The organism is Nocardia sp. NPDC058499 (genome assembly GCF_042719915.1).
Lineage (GTDB): Bacteria > Actinomycetota > Actinomycetes > Mycobacteriales > Mycobacteriaceae > Nocardia.
Map to the genome: position 1 here is coordinate 623154 of NZ_JBHXMZ010000003.1, position 22244 is coordinate 645397.

Here is a 22244-nt window from a genome sequence, read left to right on the forward strand (position 1 = left end):
CCTCCACGCAGGCCGTGGCGCTTCGCCCGTGCCAGGTGCCGTGGCACTCCGCGACCAGGCCGGGAAGCGGGGCGAACACGCAGCGAGCCATCCGGCGCGCAGGTCGCGGAAACGCTCCCTATGATCAGGGACCACACCTGATATCGAGGGGAATGATGGCCGGCTTTCTGTTGCGACGCGCACTCAACTACGTCGTGCTGTTGCTGCTGGCCTCCTTCTTGACTTTCACTGTCGCCTCGCTGACCTTCAATCCGCTGGAAAGCCTCGAACAACGGAATCCGCGGCCACCGCAATCGGTGATCGACGCCAAGGCCGAAGAGCTGCATCTGAACGATCCCGTCCCGCAGCGCTATCTGATCTGGGTCTCCGGTGCGGTCCGCGGTGATTTCGGGACCACACTCGCCGGCCAGCCGGTGAGCGAGGAATTGCCCCGGCGGGTAGCGGTGAGCCTGCGGCTGCTGATACTCGGTTCGGTGGTCGGCACGGTGCTGGGTGTGCTCATCGGCGCGGCCGGCGCAATCAGGCAGTACAAGTTCAGCGATTACTTCACCACTGTGGTCTCGTTGCTGATCCTGTCGACCCCGGTGTTCTTGCTCGCGACCCTGTTGAAATACGGAGCGCTGGAAATCAACTCGATGGCCGGTCAGCAGGTACTGCTCTATACCGGCGAAACCTCGGCCGGTCATATCGAAGGGTTCGGCGCTCAACTGGTCGACCGGCTGCAGCATCTCGTATTGCCGACCCTGGCGATCGCACTCGGTGGTATGGCCGGATACAGCCGCTACCAGCGCAATGCCATGCTCGATGTCCTACAGAGCGATTTCATCCGCACCGCCCGCGCCAAGGGACTGACCCGGACCCGCGCACTGTACAAACACGGTTTGCGCACGGCATTGATCCCTATGGCGACCCTGTTCGCCTACAGTCTGGGCGGATTGATCACCGGCGCAACCTTCACCGAGAAGATTTTCGGCTGGCACGGTGTCGGCGAATGGCTGGTCGATTCGATCAACGCGCAGGACGTGTACGTGGTCGTGACGGTAACCGCATTCGCCGGGCTGGTGGTGCTGGTATCGGGTCTGCTCTCCGACATCGTGTACGCGATCCTCGACCCCCGGGTGCGTGTGGCATGAGGGCGCCGGCCCCGCGGCACGGGCACACGATGAGCATCGAAGTAGGTGGCCCGCCGCGTACCGGGCGCTCGGATCCCGATACGGGGGCGCAATGACCGAAGCCGAGATCATCGTCCAGGGCGCACCGGAGGTCGCTGCCTCGGGCCGGCGCAAGCTGGTCTGGAAACGGTTCCTACGCAACCGGCCCGCAGTGACCGGAGCGGCAGTGTTGCTCCTACTGGTCCTGGCCGCTTTCGCACTGCCGCCGTTTCTGCCCTACGACTATCAGGATCTGGATTACACGGCTCTGCTGCAACCACCGAGCCCGCAACATCCGTTCGGCACTACCCAGATCGGTCAGGACGTCCTCGCGCAAACCCTGCGCGGCCTACAGAAATCCTTGATCATCGGCTTCTGTGTGGCGATCATCTCGACGACCATCGCCGCCCTGGTAGGTGCCTTCGCCGGACTGCTCGGCGGCTGGACCGACCGGTTCCTCATGTGGATCGTCGACCTGCTGCTGGTGGTCCCGAGTTTCATCATCATCGCGCTGTTCGCACCGCGTACCAAGGGCAGCGGCTCGATTCTGCTGCTGATCATCCTGCTCGCTGTGTTCGGCTGGATGATCAGCGCGCGGATCGTGCGGGGACTCACGCTCAGCTTGCGGGACCGCGAATTCGTGCGCGCGGCCCGGTATATGGGCGCACCGACCCGGACGGTGATTCTCACCCATATCGTCCCGAACATCGCCTCGATCCTGATCATCGATACCACGCTGACCGTCGGCGCCTCGATCATGGCCGAAACCGGACTGAGCTTCCTCGGATTCGGCGTGCAGCCGCCGGACGTCTCACTCGGGTCGCTGATCGCCGCAGGCACAGACACTGCACTTACATACCCGTGGCTGTTCATGTTCTCCGGTGGCCTGTTGATCGTTACCGTGCTGTGCGCGAACCTGGTCGGCGACGGACTACGTGATGCGTTCGATCCGGGAGCGAAACGCGCGCGTTCGCGTACCTCACGGAAAGCCCGCAAGGCCGAGCGTGCCGGGCAGGCAGGAACCACTCGGACCGCCGGATCGGCCGGGAGCGAGCGGCGATGAGCGGAGAGAAGACCATGGCGCAGTCGGCCGCGGATACCCCCGGAGCCGCCGCAACCGAGAACACTCCCCTTCTCGAGGTCGCGGACCTGCGAGTCTCTTTTCCGAGCGAAGAGGGCCGCATCGAGGCAGTCCGCGGGGTGGACTACACCGTCTCCGACGGCGAAGTATTGGCAATCGTCGGCGAATCCGGCTCCGGTAAATCGGTATCCTCGATGGCGGTCATGGGACTGCTGCCCGAGCAGGCGCGGGTCACCGGGTCGATCCGGTTACGTGGCCGCGAACTTCTCGGACTCGACGACCGGCAACTGTCCCGGTTGCGCGGCAGCTCCGTGAGCATGGTGTTCCAGGACCCGCTCTCGGCCCTGACTCCGGTGTATCGGGTCGGCGAGCAGATCGCCGAAGCCCTCCTCGCCCACGGCGATATGAGCAAAGCCGCCGCCGCGAAACGCGCGGTCGAACTGCTCGACCTGGTGGGCATCGCCGATCCCGAACTACGCGCCAAAGCATTTCCGCACGAATTCTCCGGCGGTATGCGACAACGGGTGGTGATCGCCATGGCGATCGCCAACGATCCGTCGCTGATCATCTGTGACGAGCCGACCACGGCACTGGATGTGACCGTACAGAAGCAGATCCTGAACCTACTGCGTAAGGCGCGCGATATCACCGGCGCGGGCGTCATCATGATCACCCACGACATGGGTATCGCCGCGACCCTCGCCGATCGGGTCGCGGTGATGTATGCGGGCCGAATCGTGGAAACCGCGACAACCGCGGAACTGTTCGCTGCCCCCCGAATGCCGTACACGGTCGGTCTGCTCGGATCCATACCCCGGATGGATGGGCCGGCTCGGACCCCGCTGATTCCGATCGTCGGCGCCCCGCCGGCCATGCACGATCTTCCGCCGGGATGCTCGTTCGCCCCGCGCTGCCCGGTCGCAGTCGCGCTGTGCCGCGACGGCGAACCTCCACTGGCCGAGACCACGAGCGGGCACCGCGCCGCCTGCTTCCGCACGGGCGAAGTGGGCAGCGCGGAATTGTTCGACGCCTATCGCCAGGAAATCGGCGAACCGGCGGCCGATTCCGCGTCCGAGCCCGAATCCGACGTGGTACTCCGGGTCTCGGACCTGGTGAAGACGTATCCGATCACTTCAGGTGTGGTGTTCCGGCGACGCAAAGGCGAGATGCGCGCGGTCGACGGCATCAGCTTCGAAGTCCGCGCCGGCCGGACGCTGGCCTTGGTGGGTGAGTCCGGTTCCGGTAAATCCACCACGCTAGAACAGATCCTGGATCTCGCCCGGCCGCAATCGGGCCGGATCGAAATCCTCGGGCACGAAACCGGTGAACTGAGCAAGACACAGAAACGCGAACTTCGCCGCCGGATGCAGATCGTCTTCCAGGATCCGACCGCCTCCCTGGACCCACGCCTGCCGGTATTCGACGCCATCGCCGAACCTCTGAAGATCGATCGGCGCCCGAAGGCCGAGATCGCGCGTCGAGTACCGGAATTGCTCGCACAGGTCGGTTTACGACCCGAACACTCCGACCGGTACCCGGGAGATTTCTCCGGCGGTCAGAAACAACGCATCAGCATCGCCCGCGCACTCGCCCTGGATCCGGAACTGCTGGTGCTGGACGAACCGGTTTCATCACTCGACGTATCCATCCAAGCCGGCGTCCTGAACCTACTGCGTGATCTGCAGATCCAGCGCGGCCTGTCCTACCTGTTCGTCTCGCACGACCTTTCGGTGGTTCGCAATCTCGCGCACTATATCGCCGTCATGTACCAGGGCAAGATCGTCGAATATGGCCCGGCCGAGCAGATCTTCGAGGAGCCTCGGCACACATATACGAGGTCGCTGATCGAGGCGATACCGGTACCGGTCGTCGACCGTGGCAGGGGCTCGGGTGCGAACCCCACCAGCAGGAAGGAAATCTCATGAAGATGCGATCCGTCGGTATCCGCCTGGCGGTGCCGATCACCGCGATCGGCTTACTGCTGAGCGGCTGCAGCGCGAACAGTACCGAGGGCGGTGATGTGACGATCACCGGCACCAATCAGATCAATCCGCACGACCCGAGCGAGCTACGCGACGGCGGGAACCTGCGGCTGACGATCTCGTCGCTTCCGCAAACCTTCAATCCGCTGCATGTCGACTCGGACCTGGATGCTTCCGATGTCGTCTCTTGGACGCTGCCGAGCCCGTTCCGGTCGGACGCCAAGGGCGAACTGTCGGTCGACACCGATTACTTCACCAGCGTCGAACTGACGAAGACCGACCCGCAGGTGGTCACCTACACGATCAATCCGAAGGCGGTCTGGTCCGACGGAACTCCTATCACCTGGGAAGATCTTGCCTCGCAAGCGCACGCGCAGAGCGGGAAGGACCCGAACTTTCTGGTCGCAGCCACCTCCGGCTTCGATCGAGTGGAAAAAGTGGAACGCGGTGTCGACGACCGGCAGGCCGTGGTCACCTTCGACAAGCACTACGCCGAATGGCAGGGCCTGTTCGGCCTACTGCTTCCGAAAGCCGTTACCGCGACCCCGCAGGCATTCGACGATTTCTACCGCAGCGGTATGCCGATCAGCGCGGGCCCGTTCATGATCACCAATATCGACCGCGCCCAGAACCGGATCACCCTCGGCCGTAATCCGAAGTGGTGGGGCGACACGCCCAAGCTCGACACCGTCACATTCAGTGCCCTGGACATCCCGGCGCGGATCGCCGCGATCCAGAACAACGAACTCGACTCCTCGGATATCTCCGGGATCGCCGAAGTGACCACCGCCAAGAACACGCCGGGCGTTCAAGTTCTGCGGACCCCTCTGCCGCGTTGGTCGCACTTCACGTTCAACGGTGCGCCCGGGTCCATTCTCGAGGACCCCGCGCTGCGGCGCGCGATCGCGAAGGGTATCGACCGCCAGGCCATCGCGTCCGCGACTCAACTCGGTGTCGTATCCGACCCGAAACCGCTGAACAACCACGTCTACATGCAGGGGCAGAAGGGCTACCAGGACAACGCCGGCGTCGTCGCGTACAACCCTGAGCAGGCCGCCCGTGAACTCGACGAACTCGGCTGGAAGCTCAACGGCGACGTCCGAATGAAGGACGGCCGCCCCCTGGTGATACGTGATGTCATGTACCAGCAGGATCTGTGGGTCCAGACCGCCAAGATCGCACAGCAGAATCTCGCCGCCATCGGGGTGAAGCTGGAAATCGAGACGTATCCCGGGCAAGGACTGTTCACCGACATCATCGACCCGGGCAACTTCGATATCGCCCAGTTCAGCTGGCAGGGTAGTGTGCTCCCGCTCAGTAGCCTGCCGCAGATCTACGCATACAACCCCGAAATGCCTCTCTCGAACAAGGGCAAGATCGGCTCACCGGAACTCAATGCGTTGATCGAAAGAACGATCTCCGAGCTGGATCCGAACAAGGCGATCGAACTCGCCAACGAGGCCGACCGGATGATCTTCGAGGAAGTCCATTCCCTGCCGATCACCCAGTCGCCCGGAACCGTCGCCCAGCGCAACGAGGTCGCCAACTGGGGTGCGTTCGGTCTCGCCTCCCCCGACTACACCACAGTCGGCTTCCTGAAGTGAATCGTGGATGGGGCCACCCACTGGCCTATCCGCTGTGCGTAACGATCGGCGCCCTCGCGGTACTCACCGCGTGGGCGCCGTTCGCCGATCCGGACCAGCTCAGCGCGTTGGCGGTGGTGGCGATCGGGATCGTGGGGTACAGCGGATACCGGATCGCCGTCGCGTCGGGAGTTTTCCGGCACGGCAGCAGCGGCAGCGGAACAGTCACCGTGCGGCGGGTCCGGCAGGAGCATCAGCTGCTCAGCCGGTCCTGGCTGGAACTGCGCGAGGGTGACCGCATCCGCTGGCTACCGGTGTATTTCGCCCCCGAACTGATCTCCTTCACCGGCGGCACGGCTTTGCTGGGCGAGCGCCGGATAGTGGTACTGCGGAAGACGAATACCGACCTGGATACCGGTTCCGCGAGTGTATTCCGCACTTTTCCGTCGGGGCGCGCACGTGACCACGAGCCCCCTGGCCGCCTCATCGACAATCCCACGCGGACCGACCCGGAGGCTTCCGACCGCGCGCGGACAGCCACGAAAGTCACCCGGCGTCTGTTGCTGGACGCCCAGTCCGCGGTGGCGGCGCCGTTCGCGGGGCTGCTCTGGGTCTACGTCGTGGGCGGCGGTATCCCCGCGTTCGCCGGCGCATGCTGCGTGACCGCGGCGGCCGCCATCTGGCTCGCCGCGATCCGCGGATCGGACCCGAGCTGATCTGAGGTCATCTCGGGACGCGGAGGGTCCGCCGAGCTATGCGTGTTCCTCGGCGGCGATCCGCTCTCGTCGACTCGAAGTCATTCTTCGCAGGTCTGCTCAGTGCGGGATGGAGTCGATGATCCCGCGCGCACCCTGCCGCAGCAGGTCCGATCCCACGAAGAAGCCCAACGCCTGCGGGTCCTCCGGGACACCCCAGTGCTGCGAGTCCAGCCACTGGGTTCCCTCGAGGTTGAACACCTTGCCGTGCAACGAGAGCCGGCCGGCGGGTTCGATCACGCAGACTCCGGCGATCGGCGAATTGCAGTGGCCCTGCAGGGCGTGCAGCATCGCGCGTTCGGCGTCGACGACGCGGCGGGTTTCGGCGTGGTCGAGCCGGCCCGCGAGTTCGCGGACTTCGTCGTCGTCGGCGCGGCAGGCCAGGGTGAGGACACCGGCGCCGATCGGGGGGCACATGATTTCCAGCGGCAGGATCTCGGTGATCCGATCCTCCTGGCCGATCCGGTACATCCCGGCGACCGCGGCGATCAGCACATCGCAGTACCCGTCCGCGAGCCGCATGAGCCGGGAGTTCATATTCCCGCGCAGCGGTTTCATCTCCAGATGCGGATAGTGCAACCGCAGTTGCGCGGCCCGGCGCACCGAACTGGTGCCGACGACGGTTCCCGGAGGTTGTTCCGACAGCGGCCGGCCGTCCTTGGTGATGATCGCGTCACGCACATCGTCGCGTTTCGGGAATCCGGCGAACGCGATACCTTCTGGAATCGGGATATCACCCGGAATATCCTTCAAGCAGTGCACGGCCAGATCGGCCTCGTCGTGCAGCAGGGCATCGTCGATTTCCTTGACGAAAGCCCCCTTGCCACCGAGTGCTGCCAGATCACCCATCCAGCGGTCACCGGCGGCGGTCACCTTCACCAGTTCGGTTTCCGCACCGAACTCGGATAAACCGGCCGCCACCTGCTCGGCTTGGGCAACTGCCATAGGACTGGCCCGGGTCGCGACCCGGATAATGCGCGAGGCCATGGCGTGACTCTACCGCCGCCCGAAACCGCGGCAACCGGCCGTCCCCGCGGGGACCGGGGACAGACCTATCCCGCTATCGCCCCGCTCGGTATCGAGGTCAGGACGCGGACGGATACCGACCGGTCGCGACATCCGAGGTGAATGCATCCCAGGTTTCGGGACCGAAGACCAGCGCCGGGCCCGTGGGATCCTTGGAATCACGGACTCCCACCGCGCCGCCGGCCAAGAATGCGGCCTCGACACATGCCTTGTCGGCACCGCTGTACGTGCTTTTGAACCACTTCACGCCGGCTAGATGATCGATCACGTCCCGTACTCCTTCGCAACCCGCCGCAACAGTGCCCGACTACGCTCGTCATCGAGCGTTTTCCGCCGAAGCCTCTGATACGCCCGAGCATAACGTTCCACCGTCGCGGGCTTTTCCAAATAGAGGTCCCCGGTGTAGCTCTCGACATAGACAACCGTCGGCTCCGGGGGCTGTCGCCGAGCGAGTCGGCGCGGTTCCAAAATCACGAACGGTCCCATCGCGACCCCGGTCGGACAACCGGCGGAGAAGGGAAGGACGCGGACCGTCACATTCGGTCGTGTCCCGAGATCCGCGAGATGGCGCAACTGACCTGCCATAACGCGGCAACCACCGACGAGGACCCGGAGCGCCGATTCCCGGACGATGATGTCGATCCGGACAGGCGCATGGTTTCGGGTTATCCGAGCCTGTCTGCCCATCCTCAGCTTGACCCGCCGCTCATGCTCCGTGACCGCTTCATCGGGGAAGGCGGCCCGGATCAGCGCATTCGCGTATGCGGGAGTCTGCACAATCCCCGGTACCAGCTCGGGCTCATACCAGGTCAGTGCCTGCGCTGAGGACTCCAGATCCACGAATACGTCGAAATGCTCGGGAATGAGGTCCCCGTACTCATGCCACCAACTTTTGCCCGCTGCTTGACGAGCGAGTCCTTTCAGCACCTCGGTGAACTCTTCGCTGAATTCGTAGATCCGGCACAACGCCTCCAGGTCCATCATCCGGATACGTTCGGTCGCACCGACCTCCAACCGCTGGACCGTACTGATACTCCACTGCATCAACGCACCGACCTCGGCCAGCGTCAGCCCTACCGCTTCCCGCCCGTTGCGCAGGTGTTTACCAAGCTGCCGCCGAGGAAGAGTCGATCGATCACACTCGGTCATACGGATAGCTCCGTTCCAAGGGGACCAGGTGTTCTCAGCACTGAGACGCTCCACCGTCCAGAATGAGAATCGCCCTGGCGATTCGGATGATTTGACGATCGAGCCTGGTCCAGCACCATTTCCAATGCTGTTCTAGGCGTGCGCCCGGCAGGGAGAAGCCGACCCGAAACCCCTATGCTTCCCCGCCCCGGCACCCCTTGCTCTCCGCCAGGACCGGGCGTATCGAACAATACTCCCAATCCGAGTGAAAAGTGTTGCGATACAGCATTTTACGTCTTAAGCACACGGGCAGCTGCGCGCCGCTCGGGTCCCGTCCGACAACTGGGACCGGTGTGTCGTCGAGACAGGCAGAGCGCGCGAGCACCGACCCCCTCAGCTCGAGCAACTGATATGAGATCGGCCCGGGTAGCGCCCCAGAGACATCCACCCACACGGTCGGCGAAGCGGGTACACTTGAATCAAATTCTCATTCTGATTCAAGGAGGTGGGAGCAATGCCCGACGCCGTCGGAGAGCGCATCCAGCGAGTGCTGAAGGCAGTCGATATGACTCAGCGCGCCTTGGCGACGAACACCGGGATCTCCCAGCCGACTCTTTCCCGGATAGTCAGCGGCGAGCGCAGGGCGAAGACCCCGGAGCTGGCCGCGATCGCCGCCGCGACCGGAGTGACGGTTGCCGAGCTCATCGGCAGCCCTCAGATCACCGACAAGGTGCAGTTCGCGGCCCGCGCCAGCAACGGGGCCGCGATGGATGCGATGTACCAGCAGTTGCTGCGTTTCATGATTCTCGACGAGTACCTCGCCGACCACGGCATCGACGTATGAGCACCCACGCCGACAGTCTCGGCCGGGAAAAGGCCAACGAATTCCGGAACGAACACGGTCTCGGGCGTCAGCCCCTCGGAGATCTGATCACGATGATCGAGCAGACCGTCGGCGCCGACGTTGCTGTCGTCGACGCTCCGGCAGATGAGCACGGAATGATAATGCGCCATCGCGAACGCGGCACGGTGTTCATTGCCGTTGCCCGCACCGAGCGCCCGATGCGGCAACGCAGCACCCTCGCCCATGAGCTCGGACACGTCCTGTTCGGCGACTGGGAGGTGGACCGCGGGGCACCCGCGAACTCGTGGATCGAAACGCGGGCCAACTCTTTCGCCCGCCACCTACTCCTCCCCTTGGACGGTGTACTCGAAACCGCGGAGACAGCTCATACTCGCGATCAAGAAGCCGTGCTGTCGCGCATCGTCCAACGCTTTCTGGTCTCCCCTGCGATCGCCGCGATTGCGCTCGAACAAGTCCGCTTCATATCGAACGACACCAAGACCGCGTTCATGAGCCTGGCGACGCCGAAGCTGGCCGCCCGGTATGGCTGGTCCGACCAATACCACCTCCTGCAGGAGGAATCGCGACGCTCGCGTGCACCGCAGCACCTGCTCGCCCGAGCCGTGACCGGATACATCGAGAACCTCGTGACTTCCCGACAACTCGCCGCACTCCGTGGGTCGCCGGCCGAGGAACTCGAACAGGAGTACCGGGAAGCCGGAATCGTTCCGAAGGAGATCAAACCCTCGTGGGGATCCCCCGCCGACCTGCCGCATGTCGAAATAGACCTCGCCGAGCTCGACGCCGAACTGCCGGCAGGTGAGGAGTGAACACCAGGCCGATTATCGATGCCGGCCCAGCACTCAATTTCATCGCAGCCCATCAGGAGAACATCCTGCTGAAAACGCTGGGGCCGCTAAGTACTCCCCAGACGGTGGCGGACGAAGTTCTCCGCCTGTCTCGCACCGATCCTCTGTTCCAAGGAGTTGAACTCCGCTGGAAGACGCTGACGCGGAAATATATCGAGGTTCTGGCCGACGAGGGCGACGAGCTCGACTCCCTCTGTGCGCGGATAACACGGCAACCGCTCAATCAGCGAAGACAAACGGGAAAAGACCTCGGAGAATTGATGGTCCTCCTGCACGCGGTCGCCGCGGCGGAACGCGGCGCCGACATCATCGTGCTCATCGACGATGGTCAGGGCGCACGGCTGGCCGAGATCGAGGTACAGCGGTTGAACCGCATGCGCCGAAACAATCCGAAGCTGGGCTCGGTCACGCTGATCAACACGGTGACCGTACTCGAGAGCAAAGCCGGTACCGACCTCATACCCACCAAAGCCGATATGCGCCAGGTATACGCGAAGATCAGCCGCTACGACGACGGACTTCCGAACGACATTTCACGCACAGGTCTTCTGCACCCGTCGATTTGGTGCTGACGAGCTGGCATCGATTCGAATACCACGAGCAGGCTCAAACGGCGGTCTCGCCGCGCTAGCCGGCCGGTTCGGTCAGTTTGCGGGAGCGGAGTTCGTGGCCCTTCGAGGTTTTGCAGCGGCCCGATTCCAAATCCCACTGCCAGCCGTGCAGGTTGCAGGTGAGGGTATTTCCGTCCACCACACCGAATTTCGACAGGTCCGCTTTGAGGTGGGGGCAGCGGCGCTGGATTTCCCAGCCGGCCACCTCGACCGAGGCGGAATCGTCGTGGGCTTCGGAGAACCAGCCGTCGGCGTAGGCGATGCGTTCGTCGGTGAGGCATTTGAAGAACGTGTACAGGTACTCGTTGTAGCCGCCGATACGCCAGGCCTGGAAGCGGGTGGACAGGAAAATCGTGTTCACCCAGTCCGGTTCCTGATCGCGCAGGACGGTACGGACGAGTTCGGGGGCGATCCGGAAGCCGTAGCGGTATTTGCCCTCTCCCTCGCGGGGGGCGCGGACCTGGCGGGCCGGGAAGTCGAGGACCACGGTTTCGTCGCCGAGCACCAGGCCGACCGGGTAGCCGATACCGTCGCAGATCAGATCGCTCTGCCGCATGATCGGCTCGAACAGGTCGCGCAGGGGTTCGAGGAGCGGTTCGCCTTCGGCTGCGGCCCAGGTCTTCTTCTCCGCCACCAGGACCGGTGCGAGCCGTTGCGCCATCTTCTCGATGTAGGCGGCTTTATCGTTCCAGATGGTGTCGGGATCGTAGGGGTGGTTCAGTTCGAGTTCGGCGCCGTGCACGTCGACGGTCGAACCGGGCACCATCAGCAGCCCACGGTCGTGGCCGTGTTCGCGCATCTGATCGAGGAAGACCATCTGGTCGGGGAAGATATTTCCCTCGTCGCCGCGATCGTCGTTGAGATAGCGCAGTTCGTCGTCCAGGAAAACCGGCGGCCCGGCCGACGGAACAACCCAGGTGGCGCCGACCTGCTCGATATAGCTGCGGGCCCGGTCCATTCCGCGCTGCCGCTTCTGCTTACCGAAATTCGATTTCGTGCGGGCCGGGATGTCGTACACCATCGGATACCAGATGGCACCGGAGTACTGCAGCAGGTGAATATCGATCGTGCCGAAGGCGTCGTGCAGCACGTCCATATCGACCGGCCGCGCGTCGTTCATATTGAAACAGGTGGTTTCCCGGTCGGAGACGATGAGCCCGGAATCACCGATCGGGCCGTCCGCGGGAGCGCGCAGCGCGACGATCATGATGTCGAGTTCGGCGGTGGGGTCGCCACCGCCGGCGCCCATGGCTCCGGTCACCGTGTGCTTGACCGAATCCTCGGTTTCGAAGAATTTGTGGAACCCGAGTTTCTCCAGCTCACGCCGCAGGTCCGGGACCGGGTAGTCGGGCAGCAGGACGGTGGCGTCCTTGTTGACGTACTCCAGCAGGTGCGCGGCGTCGAAATGGTCGCGGTGCAAATGGGAAACGTAGAGGAAATCGCAGTTCCCGAGTTCCTCCCAATCGAGCTGGGTGTTGTCCGGGAACGGGAACCAGGAACCGAAGTACGCGGGGTTCACCCAGGGATCGCATAGGATCGTCCCGGCCGCGGTCCGGATATGGAATCCCGCATGTCCGACGCTGGTGATCTGCACGTGCTCGCTCCTCTTGACCGATTGCAGGCTTCCAGGGTAGTGGCTCAGGACGAGATTTCCCCGATGCAGTAGCCGTTGTCACCATCGGCGAGGACAAATGTCCGATTCTGCGTGACTCCCGAGGCATTTGTCACCGGGGCTGTCACCGACATATATCCCGGGGTCAGCTGCTGGGAACTGATCTGCTGATCGGTGAAACCGGTGGTTCCGGTGAGCATGCCGGGGTTGTTCGCCAGCGGCGCGGGCACCGGCGCGCCGGTGGCCCGGGGATCCCAGGTGGCCGGATTCGCCGCGCAGACCAACGGATATTCGGCTTCCTGATCGTCGGGATGCAACGGCTGACCGACGAGCCGGGCCAGGTAGCGGCGCACGGTGTGGCGGGCGTCGGCGGCGTCGTGCGCCGGTTCCACGCCGGCGGGGAACACGCGGCCGCAGGCATATCCGGACGCCACCCGATCCCGCTCGGCCGTGACGCTCGTCACTCCGTCTGTCCAGGTGAGGGTTCCGTCGGTCGCCGTACCCGGCTGGGCCAGCGCACTGAGCACGGCGTCGGGGTCGGCGTACATGGTCTGCGTGGTGAGGGGCGGGATGGTCCAGCAGGTCTCTTGGAGGGTCGTGAGATCACCGGCACGCAGGTCGACGGCGAAACGTTGCAGTGCGGGAGCAGCCTCCGGAACCCCGGGCACCTCGCCGACCACCGGTGCGTCCGCGGGGACCGGCGGCAGTGTGGGCGAAGGCGCCACGGCGGTGGCGGTAGCCGTCGGCGCGGCGCTGGTGTCGGTATCGGCCGACTCGGTGGCCGGATCGTCGACCGGAATACCGGAGACCGAATCACATCCGGTGGCCAGCAGCAGACCGGCCGCGGCCAGCCCGATCACCGCCGACCGGCCCCGGCGGCGGCGCGGTGCGGCACCGGCGCCGAGATCGTCTGCACGGCGCGGTGCGGTTGCGCGGCCGGGTCGGCGCGACGGTACGGGGCGGACGCGTTCCACTTCGACGATCACCTTTCCTGCGGTACATACCGGTTCGAACAGGGCCCGCCGGGCGTGCTTTCGCGGGCCGGGCGGTGCCGGTCATCATGGCAGCGACTACGCTAGCGGACTTGTGGATCCCGTCTACCGGACTGTCATCGGGCTGGCCCGGACCGTCTTCTTCCTCGAGGGCCTGAAATTCACCGTCACCGGCGACGAGAACCTTCCCGCCACCGGCGGTGCGGTGCTCGCGGTCAATCACACCGGGTACATGGATTTCACCTACGCGGGCCTGCCGGTGCGTACCCCCAAGCGCTATATCCGGTTCATGGCCAAACACGAGGTCTTCGAGAACAAGATCTCCGGCCCGATCATGCGGGCCCTCAAACATATTCCGGTCGACCGTACGGCCGGCGCCGACTCGTACCAGGCCGCCGTGAACTATCTGCGCCGCGGTGAACTCGTCGGCGTGTACCCCGAGGCCACGATCAGCCGCAGCTTCGAGATCAAACAGCTGAAATCGGGTGCGGCCCGGATGGCCCTCGAAGCCGATGTGCCGATCATCCCGATCGTCATCTGGGGTGCGCAGCGCGTCTGGACCAAGGGGTATCCGAAACGGCTCGGCCGCACCAACACCCCGATCTCCATCGCCGTCGGGGAACCGATCCGGCCCTATGAGCCCGCGGCCGAACTCACTGCCGAACTGCGTTCCACGATGCAGCGACTGCTGCACGGGTTACAGGAGAACTACCACCACGAACCCGGCGCGTATTGGGTTCCCGCGCGACTCGGCGGCAGTGCCCCTACCCTGGAAGAAGCCGACGCGATGGACGCCGCCGAGGCCGCGCAGCGAGCCGCCCACAAACGCGGCGGCGACGGCGCGGCGGACGCGTAGCCACTGCGAGGCAATACCGGAAGCGGGTATATCCGCAGGTAGTGAGCAGGAGTCGCGATGGCGCGGGAGCCGGTTTTCGATATTCTCGCCGGGCTGGTGCATACGGTGTGCTTCGCCCAGGGCCTGCGGGTGGATATCCGCGGCCAGGAACATATCCCACGCGCCGGTGGTGCGGTACTCGCGGTGAACCACACTTCCTACCTGGATTTCATGCAGGTCGGGGTGGTGGGGCGCCGGTCGGGTCGCAATGTGCGGTACATGATGAAAGCCGAACTCGAGCACGGCATCGTCGGTTTCCTGATGAAGCACTGCAAGGCGATCGGTGTGGACCGCACGGCGGGCGCGGAATCGTTCGGGCGAGCGGTCGAGGCACTGCGTAACGGGGAATTGGTCGTCGTCTATCCAGAAGCGACGATCAGCCGCAGTTTCGAACTGAAGGAATTCAAATCGGGTGCGGCCCGGATGGCCCTGGAATCCGGTGCGCCGATCATTCCGCTGGTCATCTGGGGTGCGCAACGAATCTGGACCAAGGGATTTCCCCGCCGGCTCGGCCGTCACAATTTCCCGATCAATATCCGGATCGGCGAACCGCTGGAAGCCACGGGTTCGGCCGACGAGGTAATCACCGCGCTGCGCACCCGGATGAGCGATCTGCTGACCGCCGCGCAGGACGGCTACCCGATGCCCGCCGGTGAGCCCTGGGTACCGGCCCGATCGGGTGGGGGCGCCCCGACACTCGAACAGGCCGCGGTACTGGAGGCCGAGGAGTACGCCCGCCGGCATACCCCACGCCCCTAGCCCGCAGGCCGCGCGACGAGCTCGGAGAGGCCGCTCGGATGCCTTCCGGTGGCGCACGGAGGGCTCGGTCTCCTGCCGTGGTTCGCGCGCCCGTGCCGGCCCCAGCCGGGCGGGGCAGGCTCCGGCTTGTGGGCTCGGCGGGACCCACTACAGCAACCCCCGACCGAATGAACCTCGACTCGGCGTTCCGGCAGCTCGGCAACGGTCGGCGTTCGCTGCGATCCGGTGGATGAGCTGTCCACACTCGTCCACAGCGATCTCTGTGCCGGCGGGCGTCGGCGGGTCCGCCGCTTCCTGGCCTCCGCTGCGCTTATCGCCCTGACCGGGGCGGTCCGCCGGGTGGCTGGATGCGGTGGATACGGAACGCGCCTCGGCCGACTTCGCGTCCGGCCGGACCCGTGGTTCCGACGACCGGCCGCATCCTCAACCACCGGCGTTCGCGTCCCACCGCAGGTGTCCCCATTCGTCCACAACTGCCGATGCCGTTCACCTCACCTGTTGACAAAATACCCTAGGGGGGTACCGTAACGAGCAAAGGCGGCGCGGACCGCCTGGAAAACTGTTGGATGGAGCATCGGATGACTACGTCGACCAAGTTCGCCGGCTTCGCGCTCGGACTTGTCGCGCTGTTCGGAGTCGCCCTGGGGGCCGGAACCCTCGTGGGGTCACCCGACAGCGAGCCGGAGACCCACGACACCGCGGCACCGGACCCCGGCACACCCGCCGGCCCCGGTGGCCTGACCGACAATGCCGGCGGATACACGCTGGTGGCCTTGGACCCGATCACCGAATCCCGGCGCGACGCCACGCTGCGCTTCCGGATCGAGGACAGTACGGGCCGGCCGGTGCTGCGGTACACGACCGAGCACGAGAAAGACCTGCACCTGATCCTGGTACGCCGCGATATGACCGGGTATCAGCACCTGCACCCCACCCTCGGCGCGGACGGCACCTGGAGCGCACCGGTGAACCTCGGCCGCGCCGGCGACTACCGGGTCTTCGCGGATTTCGTCACCGCAGCAGGGCAGCCGTTCACGCTCGGGACCGACCTGCGGGTCGCGGGCCGGTACGCGCCCCAGGCATTGCCCGCCCCTGCCACCACCGCGACCACCGGCGACTACACGGTAGAGCTGAACGGAACCCTGGCGGCGGGACAGTCCACCGACCTCACCCTCACGGTCTCCCGTGACGGGCAACCGGTCACCGATCTGCAGCCCTACCTGGGGGCGTACGGTCATCTCGTGGCCCTGCGCGCCGCCGACCTCGGCTATCTCCACGTCCACCCGGCCGGTCATCCCGGCGACGGAACCACCCCGGCCGGTCCGGGCGTGCGTTTCGCGGTAACGGCGCCCGGCGCCGGGGACTACCGGCTGTTCTTCGAGTTCCGGCATGCGGGAACCGTGCACCGGGCCGAGCTGACCGTTCCGGTCGAACCCGGTACGAGCGCCCCGCAACCGGCACCCGAACCCACCGAACCCGGCCACGGCCACTGATCCGGCCACACGGAGCGAGCGAAATCATGACCACACAGACACCCCGTGAGACGTCCACCGCCCAACCCTCGACCGAACAGGTCGAACTGGTGATCGGCGGGATGACCTGCGCCTCCTGCGCCAACCGTATCGAGAAGAAACTCAACCGGCTCGACGGTGTGACCGCGACGGTCAACTACGCGACCGAGAAGGCCCGCGTCCACTTTCCGGAAAACCTCACCCCCGACGACCTGGTCGCCGTGGTCGAACAGACCGGATACACAGCCGCGCTTCCGCAGCCGCCCGCCGAGGAGGAGGCCACCACCGAACCGGCCGACCCCACCGATTCCCTGCGCACCAGGTTGCTGATCTCCCTGGTGCTCACGGTTCCGGTGATCGCCATGGCGATGATCCCGGCATTGCAGTTCACCAACTGGCAATGGCTGTCGCTCACGTTGGCGGCACCGGTCGTCGTCTGGGGCGCACTGCCGTTCCACCGGGCGGCGTTGACGAATCTGCGGCATGCCACCGCGACCATGGACACCCTGGTCTCGCTGGGCACCCTGGCCGCGTTCGGCTGGTCGCTGTACGCGCTGTTCTGGGGCACCGCCGGCACCCCCGGCATGACACACCCGTTCGAATTCACGATCGCGCGGATGGACGGTACCGGCAGCATCTACTTGGAGGCCGCCGCCGGTGTCACCACCTTCATCCTGGCCGGAAGGTACTTCGAGGCCAAGTCCAAGCGCCGCGCGGGAGCCGCGCTGCGGGCCCTGCTGGAGCTCGGCGCCAAAGAGGTATCGGTGCTGCGCCCCGCGGGAGCGGACGCGTGGACCGAAGAGCGGATACCGGTGGAACAGCTCGCCGCCGACGACCGTTTCGTGGTCCGGCCGGGTGAGAAGATCGCCACCGACGGCGTGATCGTGGACGGTTCGTCCGCGGTGGATGTTTCCATGCTGACCGGGGAATCCGTGCCGGTGGAAGTCGGTCCGCAGGATTCGGTCGCCGGTGCGACCGTGAACGTGGGCGGTCGCATCACCGTGCAGGCCACCCGCGTCGGATCCGATACCCAGCTCGCGCAGATGGCCCGGATGGTCGAAGACGCGCAATCCGGAAAGGCGCAGGCCCAGCGGCTGGCCGACCGGATCTCCGGGGTTTTCGTCCCGATCGTGATCGCGCTCGCCGTGGCCACCCTCGGCTTCTGGCTCGGCACCGGCGGTTCGGTCGCGGCGGCCTTCACAGCGGCGGTCGCGGTGCTGATCATCGCCTGCCCGTGCGCGCTGGGTCTGGCGACCCCGACCGCGCTCATGGTCGGCACCGGTCGCGGTGCGCAGCTGGGCATCCTGATCAAGGGCCCCGAGGTGCTGGAGAACACCCGCCGAGTGGATACCGTGGTCCTCGACAAGACCGGCACCGTAACCACCGGCAAGATGGCGCTGCTCGATGTGGTCGCCGCGGCCGGCGAGGACACCGACGAGGTGCTGCGGCTGGCGGGTTCACTGGAGGACTCGTCCGAACACCCCATCGCCAAGGCCATCGCGGACGGCGCCCGCCAGCGGGTCGGCGCACTGCTGCCGGTCGAAGGTTTCCACAACAACGCCGGGCTCGGCGTGGAAGGTGTGGTCGACGGCCACGCGGTGATCGTGGGCCGCATCGGGCTGCTCACCGATTACGCCCTCACGCTGGACGACGACCTGCGCGACGCCATGCGCTCGGCCGAAGCCGAGGGCCGGACGGCGGTGGCCATCGGCTGGGACGGTAAGGCCCGCGGCGTGCTCGTGGTCGCCGATACCGTGAAACCGACCTCCGCCGAGGCGGTTTCCCGGCTACGGGCGCTCGGCCTCACCCCGATCATGCTCACCGGCGACAACACCACCGCGGCCAAGGCCATCGCCCGGCAGGTCGGCATCGACGAGGTAATCGCCGAGGTGCTGCCGCAGGACAAGGTCGCGGTGATCGAACGGCTGCAGGGCGAAGGCCGCACCGTCGCTATGGTCGGCGACGGCGTGAACGACGCCGCCGCCCTGGCCCGCGCCGACCTCGGCCTGGCCATCGGCACCGGTACCGATATCGCCATCGAAGCCGCCGATCTCACCCTGGTCCGGGGCGACCTCACCGCCGCCCCCGACGCCATCCGGCTGGCCCGGCGCACCCTCGGCACCATCAAGGGCAACCTGTTCTGGGCCTTCGGCTACAACGTGGCAATGATCCCGCTGGCCATGGCGGGCCTGCTCAACCCGATGCTGGCGGGCGCCGCGATGGCGTTCTCCTCGGTGTTCGTGGTGAGCAACAGCCTGCGCCTGCGCAGGTTCCGGCCGACCCACTAACCGATATCAAGGGCCGGGGCACCTTTGCAGGCGCCCCGGCCCTTTTGGCTCGACATGGTCTACGCACCGAGAAGTGCGGGCACCGCCTCGATGCCGTCGGGCCGCCGAACGTCTGAGCGCCCTCAGCGCTTCGAAGAGCACGCCGAGACTATTCCCGGTTGCCGTTCCTGCTGCCGGACCGATCGCGAGTCTGTGCCGAATGCGCGGTCGCGGGAGGTTCGGAACGCCCCGTCTGCAAGGTCGCGACGACCACCGCGGCGAGGGTGAGTCCGCAGCCGGCCAACTTCGCCGGCGACAGCGGGGCGCCCGCGGGCAGGAGCCAGTCGAGCAGCACCGAGGTCGTGAGCTGGCCGGCCACGGTGCTGAGACCCATCAGCAGCACCCCGACCCAGCGCACGACCAGCACCCCGGCCGCAATGAACAGCACCCCGATCGCTCCGCCCAGGTACAGCCAGGGATCCCGGGGGAACTCGGCGGGAGGTCCGACCCGGGCCAGTACCAGCGATTCGATGACAAGAAGACCCAGCAGGCCGATACCGAAGTTGATCACGGTGGCGGCGAACGGGCTGCCGGACGTACCGACCCGCCCGTTCCACGCCTGCTGCCACGCCAGCCCGATCCCCGCCAGCACCGGGAGGACAAGCAGCACCGGCCCGGCAGTATCACCGAGCCACGATGCCGTCGTCGCCGCACCGGATTCCGACCCGCCGGACGCGGCCAGCAGCACCGCACCCACCGCCAGGACCGCCCCGCCGAGCCGAGCCGCGGTCACCGGGGTACGGCCCTGCGGCCCGATCCCCAGCCGGTCCACGACCAGACTGCTCACCAACTGCCCGGATACCGCGCCCACCGTGAACGCGGTGACACCGACGGCGGCCACGGCCAACGATTGACTCGCCACGAACAACGCCCCGCACAGCCCCCCGAGCAACTGCCAGTACCTCAACTCCCCCGCCGCCAGCGCCGCCCGCACCCCGCGCAGACCCGCCCGCAGTCGAGCACTCAGTGCCACGGCGATCAGCAGGAGCACGAACCCACTCCCGAAACTCACCACTGCCGCCGCGACACCGTCTTCCAGCCGCGCACCGAGTTCCCCGTTGATCCGCCCCTGCACAGCGACCCCGGCCCCGATCAGCAATCCCAGCCCGAGGCCCCACCGCCGCAACACCATGATCGGAACCCTACCGACGCAGCTCCTGCGCCTCGAACATCGACGGAGGACCGCATATGCTCGGCCGCGTGGGCGGAGTCCTTGCTCACCGTGAGTGAGTGCGGGATGTCCCCAGGCCCGGTCCCGCTGTCGACCATCCGCCCGGACGAGACGGTCCGCCCATGCCGCTCGGCGACCGATGCGGGGCACACGGCGAGTATCGGAGACGGCGCCGACCGACTGTGCAGATACGGACCGACTCCCGGCGATCCGCCGAACGCCGGTTCTCTCTCGGCACCCGATGTCGATCGAGCGCTGGTGAGCGCTGAGCGATGCGCAGGCCGCCCGCGCCGCCCGGCCACGGAGCAGACTCTCGTGGTGCGTGCCGCTGCGTTCCCGGACGCCGCCGGCCGAAACAGCGAGCGGTACAGGACGCCGGACCAAGTGTCATGTTCGCCCGGCCCCCGGAACCACCGGAGCGTCACGGTCGCTCGGTTCCCGTGGACCGATGGCCGGCTTCCGGCGCGGTTCCGTGCAGCAGGGCCCGCGCCGGTAACCATGCCGGCGCCAGGACAGCGATCGCGGCCACGGCAATACCCAGCAATGCGAGGGTCGAGGAGATCGGCAACCACATCGCCACCAGGCCGACGAAGCCGAATACCGCCAGAGAAACCAATTCCTCCGAAAGCCCCGCTACCGACATCACGGTGGCCCGTGCCGGTCCGGTGATGGTGTCCTGCAACCGTGCTTCGGCAACGATGCTCGCGTTGTAGATGGCGCCGTAGGAAACCGCCAACGCCACGAAACCCGAACCGGCGAGAACATACACAGCCCCCGGCCAACGGCCCGCCGCGCCGGCGAGCAACGCGCCCGCAGCGAAAAGAACAGCCGCCGCGCATAGCGCGCAGGCCATGGTGCGGGCCCGCATCGCTTCGGTCCGGCCTGCCAGCAGCGAACCGAGCAGCGAACCGACGACGGTCACGCCGACCAGGACCGGCACCACCGAGGTCGCGGCACCGGCCTCACCGGCGAGCAGGGCGAAGTATTCGTCGAAGGCAGTGATCCCGTACAGCAGCGCGAGAAGCCCGACACCGTGGCGCACCCGCCGGATCCGCACCGCTTCGGTGACACCGGTCCGCAGCATATGCAGGTACCGGCGGATCGAACCGTGGCCACTGGTGGCGGAGTCGGCGGTAGCCGGTCGCGGGCGCGGGGTGAGCACGGCGGGACCTGCCGTATCCGAGTCGGTTGCGTCGCGTTCGTCCTCTTCGAGTTCTGCGACGTCGGCTGCCGAAACCGACCGCGGCGCCGCCGGCAGGCTCCGGGCCAGGGCGGTGTGCACGACCGCGCAGCCGACACTGGCCCAGCCGACCAGCTCGTAACCGCCCCACAGATACAGCGGGGTCGCGGCGAGTATCGCGATAACCGCGCTGAATTCACTCGCCGACCGGGTGTAACCGATAACGCGGGCATAGGCGCGGGGCTCACCGCGGACAGTGAGTTCGTCGTACAACAGCGCTTCGAAGGTCCCCGACCGCAACGCGCCCGCCACACCCCACAGTACGAAACCGAGGGCGAACCCGAGGAAGGACGGCGCGACGGTCCACAGCAGGAATCCCGTGGCCATCAGGAAACCGTTGAGGATCAGCAGGCCACGCCGCGAGACGGTATCCGCCCATGCCCCGGACGGGATCTCACAGACGAAGGCCGTCACCGACCAGAGCGCGAGCAGCAGCGAAATCTGTCCCGGACCGAATCCGTGGTCGGCGAAGAGCAGCGCGTACAGCGCGTAGTACGGGATCAGATCTCCGGTCGCGGCGAACAGCGTCGCGCGCAGCGTCAGCGCGCGCAGTCCGGTATTCCGCCCGGAACTCACCCGTCGGTGTCAACAGTTGTAGATGACCGAACGCATACGGTCAGCTTTCCGGCAGCGGGCCCTCGGGTCAAGACCTTTACCGGGCCGGGGCGCACCCATCGCCCCACCGGCGACCGGTTCCGGTGAATCAC

General features: G+C 66.2%; 19 protein-coding genes. 12 read left to right on the forward strand and 7 right to left on the reverse strand.

All coding sequences use genetic code 11. The features are described from left to right. Positions 1-155: 155 nt before the first annotated feature. The 5 genes from ACFWPH_RS13025 (at position 156) to ACFWPH_RS13045 (ending at position 6513) form a co-directional block, all read left to right on the forward strand. Positions 156-1133 (forward strand): ABC transporter permease, encoded by a 978-nt coding sequence (locus ACFWPH_RS13025; protein ID WP_378750447.1) that lies wholly within the window; start codon positions 156-158, stop codon positions 1131-1133. A gap of 91 nt (positions 1134-1224) precedes the next feature. After that, entirely contained in the window at positions 1225-2214 is a 990-nt protein-coding gene (locus ACFWPH_RS13030; protein ID WP_378750449.1) for an ABC transporter permease, read from the forward strand. A gap of 14 nt (positions 2215-2228) precedes the next feature. Next, complete coding sequence (locus ACFWPH_RS13035; RefSeq protein WP_378750735.1) at positions 2229-4157, forward strand: dipeptide ABC transporter ATP-binding protein; 1929 nt, start codon at positions 2229-2231, stop codon at positions 4155-4157. Continuing rightward, the gene (locus ACFWPH_RS13040) at positions 4154-5818 is read left to right on the forward strand and encodes an ABC transporter family substrate-binding protein (RefSeq protein ID WP_378750451.1); all 1665 of its coding nucleotides are present in this window, start codon (positions 4154-4156) and stop codon (positions 5816-5818) included. Before ACFWPH_RS13035 ends, ACFWPH_RS13040 begins: the two co-directional genes overlap by 4 nt. Then, entirely contained in the window at positions 5815-6513 is a 699-nt protein-coding gene (locus tag ACFWPH_RS13045) for a hypothetical protein (RefSeq protein WP_378750453.1), read from the forward strand. The genes ACFWPH_RS13040 and ACFWPH_RS13045 overlap by 4 nt, the downstream gene beginning before the upstream one ends. Positions 6514-6612: 99 nt before the next feature. Here ACFWPH_RS13045 and hemC read toward each other — a convergent pair whose 3' ends face one another. The 3 genes from hemC to ACFWPH_RS13060 all read right to left on the reverse strand — a co-directional run bounded on the left by hemC (position 6613) and on the right by ACFWPH_RS13060 (position 8781). Continuing rightward, positions 6613-7539: a hydroxymethylbilane synthase gene (gene hemC, locus ACFWPH_RS13050; RefSeq protein ID WP_378750455.1), complete on the reverse strand. Its 927-nt coding sequence runs from the start codon at positions 7537-7539 to the stop codon at positions 6613-6615. A gap of 97 nt (positions 7540-7636) precedes the next feature. Further along, entirely contained in the window at positions 7637-7846 is a 210-nt protein-coding gene (locus ACFWPH_RS13055) for a DUF397 domain-containing protein (protein ID WP_378750457.1), read from the reverse strand. Then, positions 7843-8781, reverse strand: a complete 939-nt coding sequence (locus tag ACFWPH_RS13060; protein WP_378750459.1) for a helix-turn-helix domain-containing protein — start codon at positions 8779-8781, stop codon at positions 7843-7845. Before ACFWPH_RS13060 ends, ACFWPH_RS13055 begins: the two co-directional genes overlap by 4 nt. Before the next feature lie 439 nt (positions 8782-9220). On the opposite strand from ACFWPH_RS13060, the gene ACFWPH_RS13065 reads away from it, so the two are divergent. The 3 genes from ACFWPH_RS13065 to ACFWPH_RS13075 are packed head-to-tail and all read left to right on the forward strand — an operon-like array spanning position 9221 to position 10991. Beyond that, on the forward strand, positions 9221-9550 hold the full coding sequence (locus ACFWPH_RS13065) for a helix-turn-helix domain-containing protein (protein ID WP_378750461.1): 330 nt from the start codon (positions 9221-9223) through the stop codon (positions 9548-9550). Further along, complete coding sequence (locus ACFWPH_RS13070) at positions 9547-10380, forward strand: ImmA/IrrE family metallo-endopeptidase (RefSeq protein ID WP_378750463.1); 834 nt, start codon at positions 9547-9549, stop codon at positions 10378-10380. Before ACFWPH_RS13065 ends, ACFWPH_RS13070 begins: the two co-directional genes overlap by 4 nt. Further along, on the forward strand, positions 10377-10991 hold the full coding sequence (locus tag ACFWPH_RS13075) for a hypothetical protein (protein ID WP_378750465.1): 615 nt from the start codon (positions 10377-10379) through the stop codon (positions 10989-10991). The genes ACFWPH_RS13070 and ACFWPH_RS13075 overlap by 4 nt, the downstream gene beginning before the upstream one ends. 55 nt (positions 10992-11046) lie before the next feature. Here ACFWPH_RS13075 and ACFWPH_RS13080 read toward each other — a convergent pair whose 3' ends face one another. Then, on the reverse strand, positions 11047-12624 hold the full coding sequence (locus ACFWPH_RS13080; protein WP_378750467.1) for a Rieske 2Fe-2S domain-containing protein: 1578 nt from the start codon (positions 12622-12624) through the stop codon (positions 11047-11049). 44 nt (positions 12625-12668) lie between these two features. Continuing rightward, positions 12669-13628: a hypothetical protein gene (locus tag ACFWPH_RS13085; RefSeq protein ID WP_378750469.1), complete on the reverse strand. Its 960-nt coding sequence runs from the start codon at positions 13626-13628 to the stop codon at positions 12669-12671. Positions 13629-13728: 100 nt separating this feature from the next. On the opposite strand from ACFWPH_RS13085, the gene ACFWPH_RS13090 reads away from it, so the two are divergent. From ACFWPH_RS13090 to ACFWPH_RS13105, 4 genes are all read left to right on the forward strand, one after another. Continuing rightward, on the forward strand, positions 13729-14490 hold the full coding sequence (locus ACFWPH_RS13090) for a lysophospholipid acyltransferase family protein (RefSeq protein WP_378750471.1): 762 nt from the start codon (positions 13729-13731) through the stop codon (positions 14488-14490). A gap of 57 nt (positions 14491-14547) precedes the next feature. Next, on the forward strand, positions 14548-15288 hold the full coding sequence (locus ACFWPH_RS13095; RefSeq protein WP_378750473.1) for a lysophospholipid acyltransferase family protein: 741 nt from the start codon (positions 14548-14550) through the stop codon (positions 15286-15288). A 578-nt stretch (positions 15289-15866) separates the two neighbouring features. Then, positions 15867-16781: a hypothetical protein gene (locus ACFWPH_RS13100; protein WP_378750475.1), complete on the forward strand. Its 915-nt coding sequence runs from the start codon at positions 15867-15869 to the stop codon at positions 16779-16781. Between the two features lie 26 nt (positions 16782-16807). Beyond that, positions 16808-19087 carry a heavy metal translocating P-type ATPase gene (locus ACFWPH_RS13105; RefSeq protein ID WP_378750477.1) on the forward strand — a complete coding sequence of 760 codons (2280 nt, stop codon included), beginning with the start codon at positions 16808-16810 and terminating at the stop codon, positions 19085-19087. Between the two features lie 148 nt (positions 19088-19235). On the opposite strand, the gene ACFWPH_RS13110 is transcribed toward ACFWPH_RS13105, so the two are convergent. Together ACFWPH_RS13110 and ACFWPH_RS13115 are read right to left on the reverse strand one after the other, a co-directional pair. Continuing rightward, positions 19236-20258, reverse strand: coding sequence for a DMT family transporter (locus ACFWPH_RS13110; RefSeq protein WP_378750479.1), 1023 nt, complete (start codon positions 20256-20258; stop codon positions 19236-19238). A gap of 460 nt (positions 20259-20718) precedes the next feature. After that, positions 20719-22113 carry an MFS transporter gene (locus tag ACFWPH_RS13115; RefSeq protein WP_378750481.1) on the reverse strand — a complete coding sequence of 465 codons (1395 nt, stop codon included), beginning with the start codon at positions 22111-22113 and terminating at the stop codon, positions 20719-20721. Between the last annotated feature and the right edge of the window lie 131 nt (positions 22114-22244).

Coding starts and splice junctions, on each gene's coding strand:
- ACFWPH_RS13025 (WP_378750447.1), top strand. CDS start 156: ATGGCCGGCTTTCTGTTGCGACGCGCACTCAACTACGTCGTGCTGTTG.
- ACFWPH_RS13030 (WP_378750449.1), top strand. CDS start 1,225: ATGACCGAAGCCGAGATCATCGTCCAGGGCGCACCGGAGGTCGCTGCC.
- ACFWPH_RS13035 (WP_378750735.1), top strand. CDS start 2,229: ATGGCGCAGTCGGCCGCGGATACCCCCGGAGCCGCCGCAACCGAGAAC.
- ACFWPH_RS13040 (WP_378750451.1), top strand. CDS start 4,154: ATGAAGATGCGATCCGTCGGTATCCGCCTGGCGGTGCCGATCACCGCG.
- hemC (WP_378750455.1), bottom strand. CDS start 7,539: ATGGCCTCGCGCATTATCCGGGTCGCGACCCGGGCCAGTCCTATGGCA.
- ACFWPH_RS13065 (WP_378750461.1), top strand. CDS start 9,221: ATGCCCGACGCCGTCGGAGAGCGCATCCAGCGAGTGCTGAAGGCAGTC.
- ACFWPH_RS13070 (WP_378750463.1), top strand. CDS start 9,547: ATGAGCACCCACGCCGACAGTCTCGGCCGGGAAAAGGCCAACGAATTC.
- ACFWPH_RS13095 (WP_378750473.1), top strand. CDS start 14,548: ATGGCGCGGGAGCCGGTTTTCGATATTCTCGCCGGGCTGGTGCATACG.
- ACFWPH_RS13100 (WP_378750475.1), top strand. CDS start 15,867: ATGACTACGTCGACCAAGTTCGCCGGCTTCGCGCTCGGACTTGTCGCG.
- ACFWPH_RS13105 (WP_378750477.1), top strand. CDS start 16,808: ATGACCACACAGACACCCCGTGAGACGTCCACCGCCCAACCCTCGACC.
- ACFWPH_RS13110 (WP_378750479.1), bottom strand. CDS start 20,258: ATGGTGTTGCGGCGGTGGGGCCTCGGGCTGGGATTGCTGATCGGGGCC.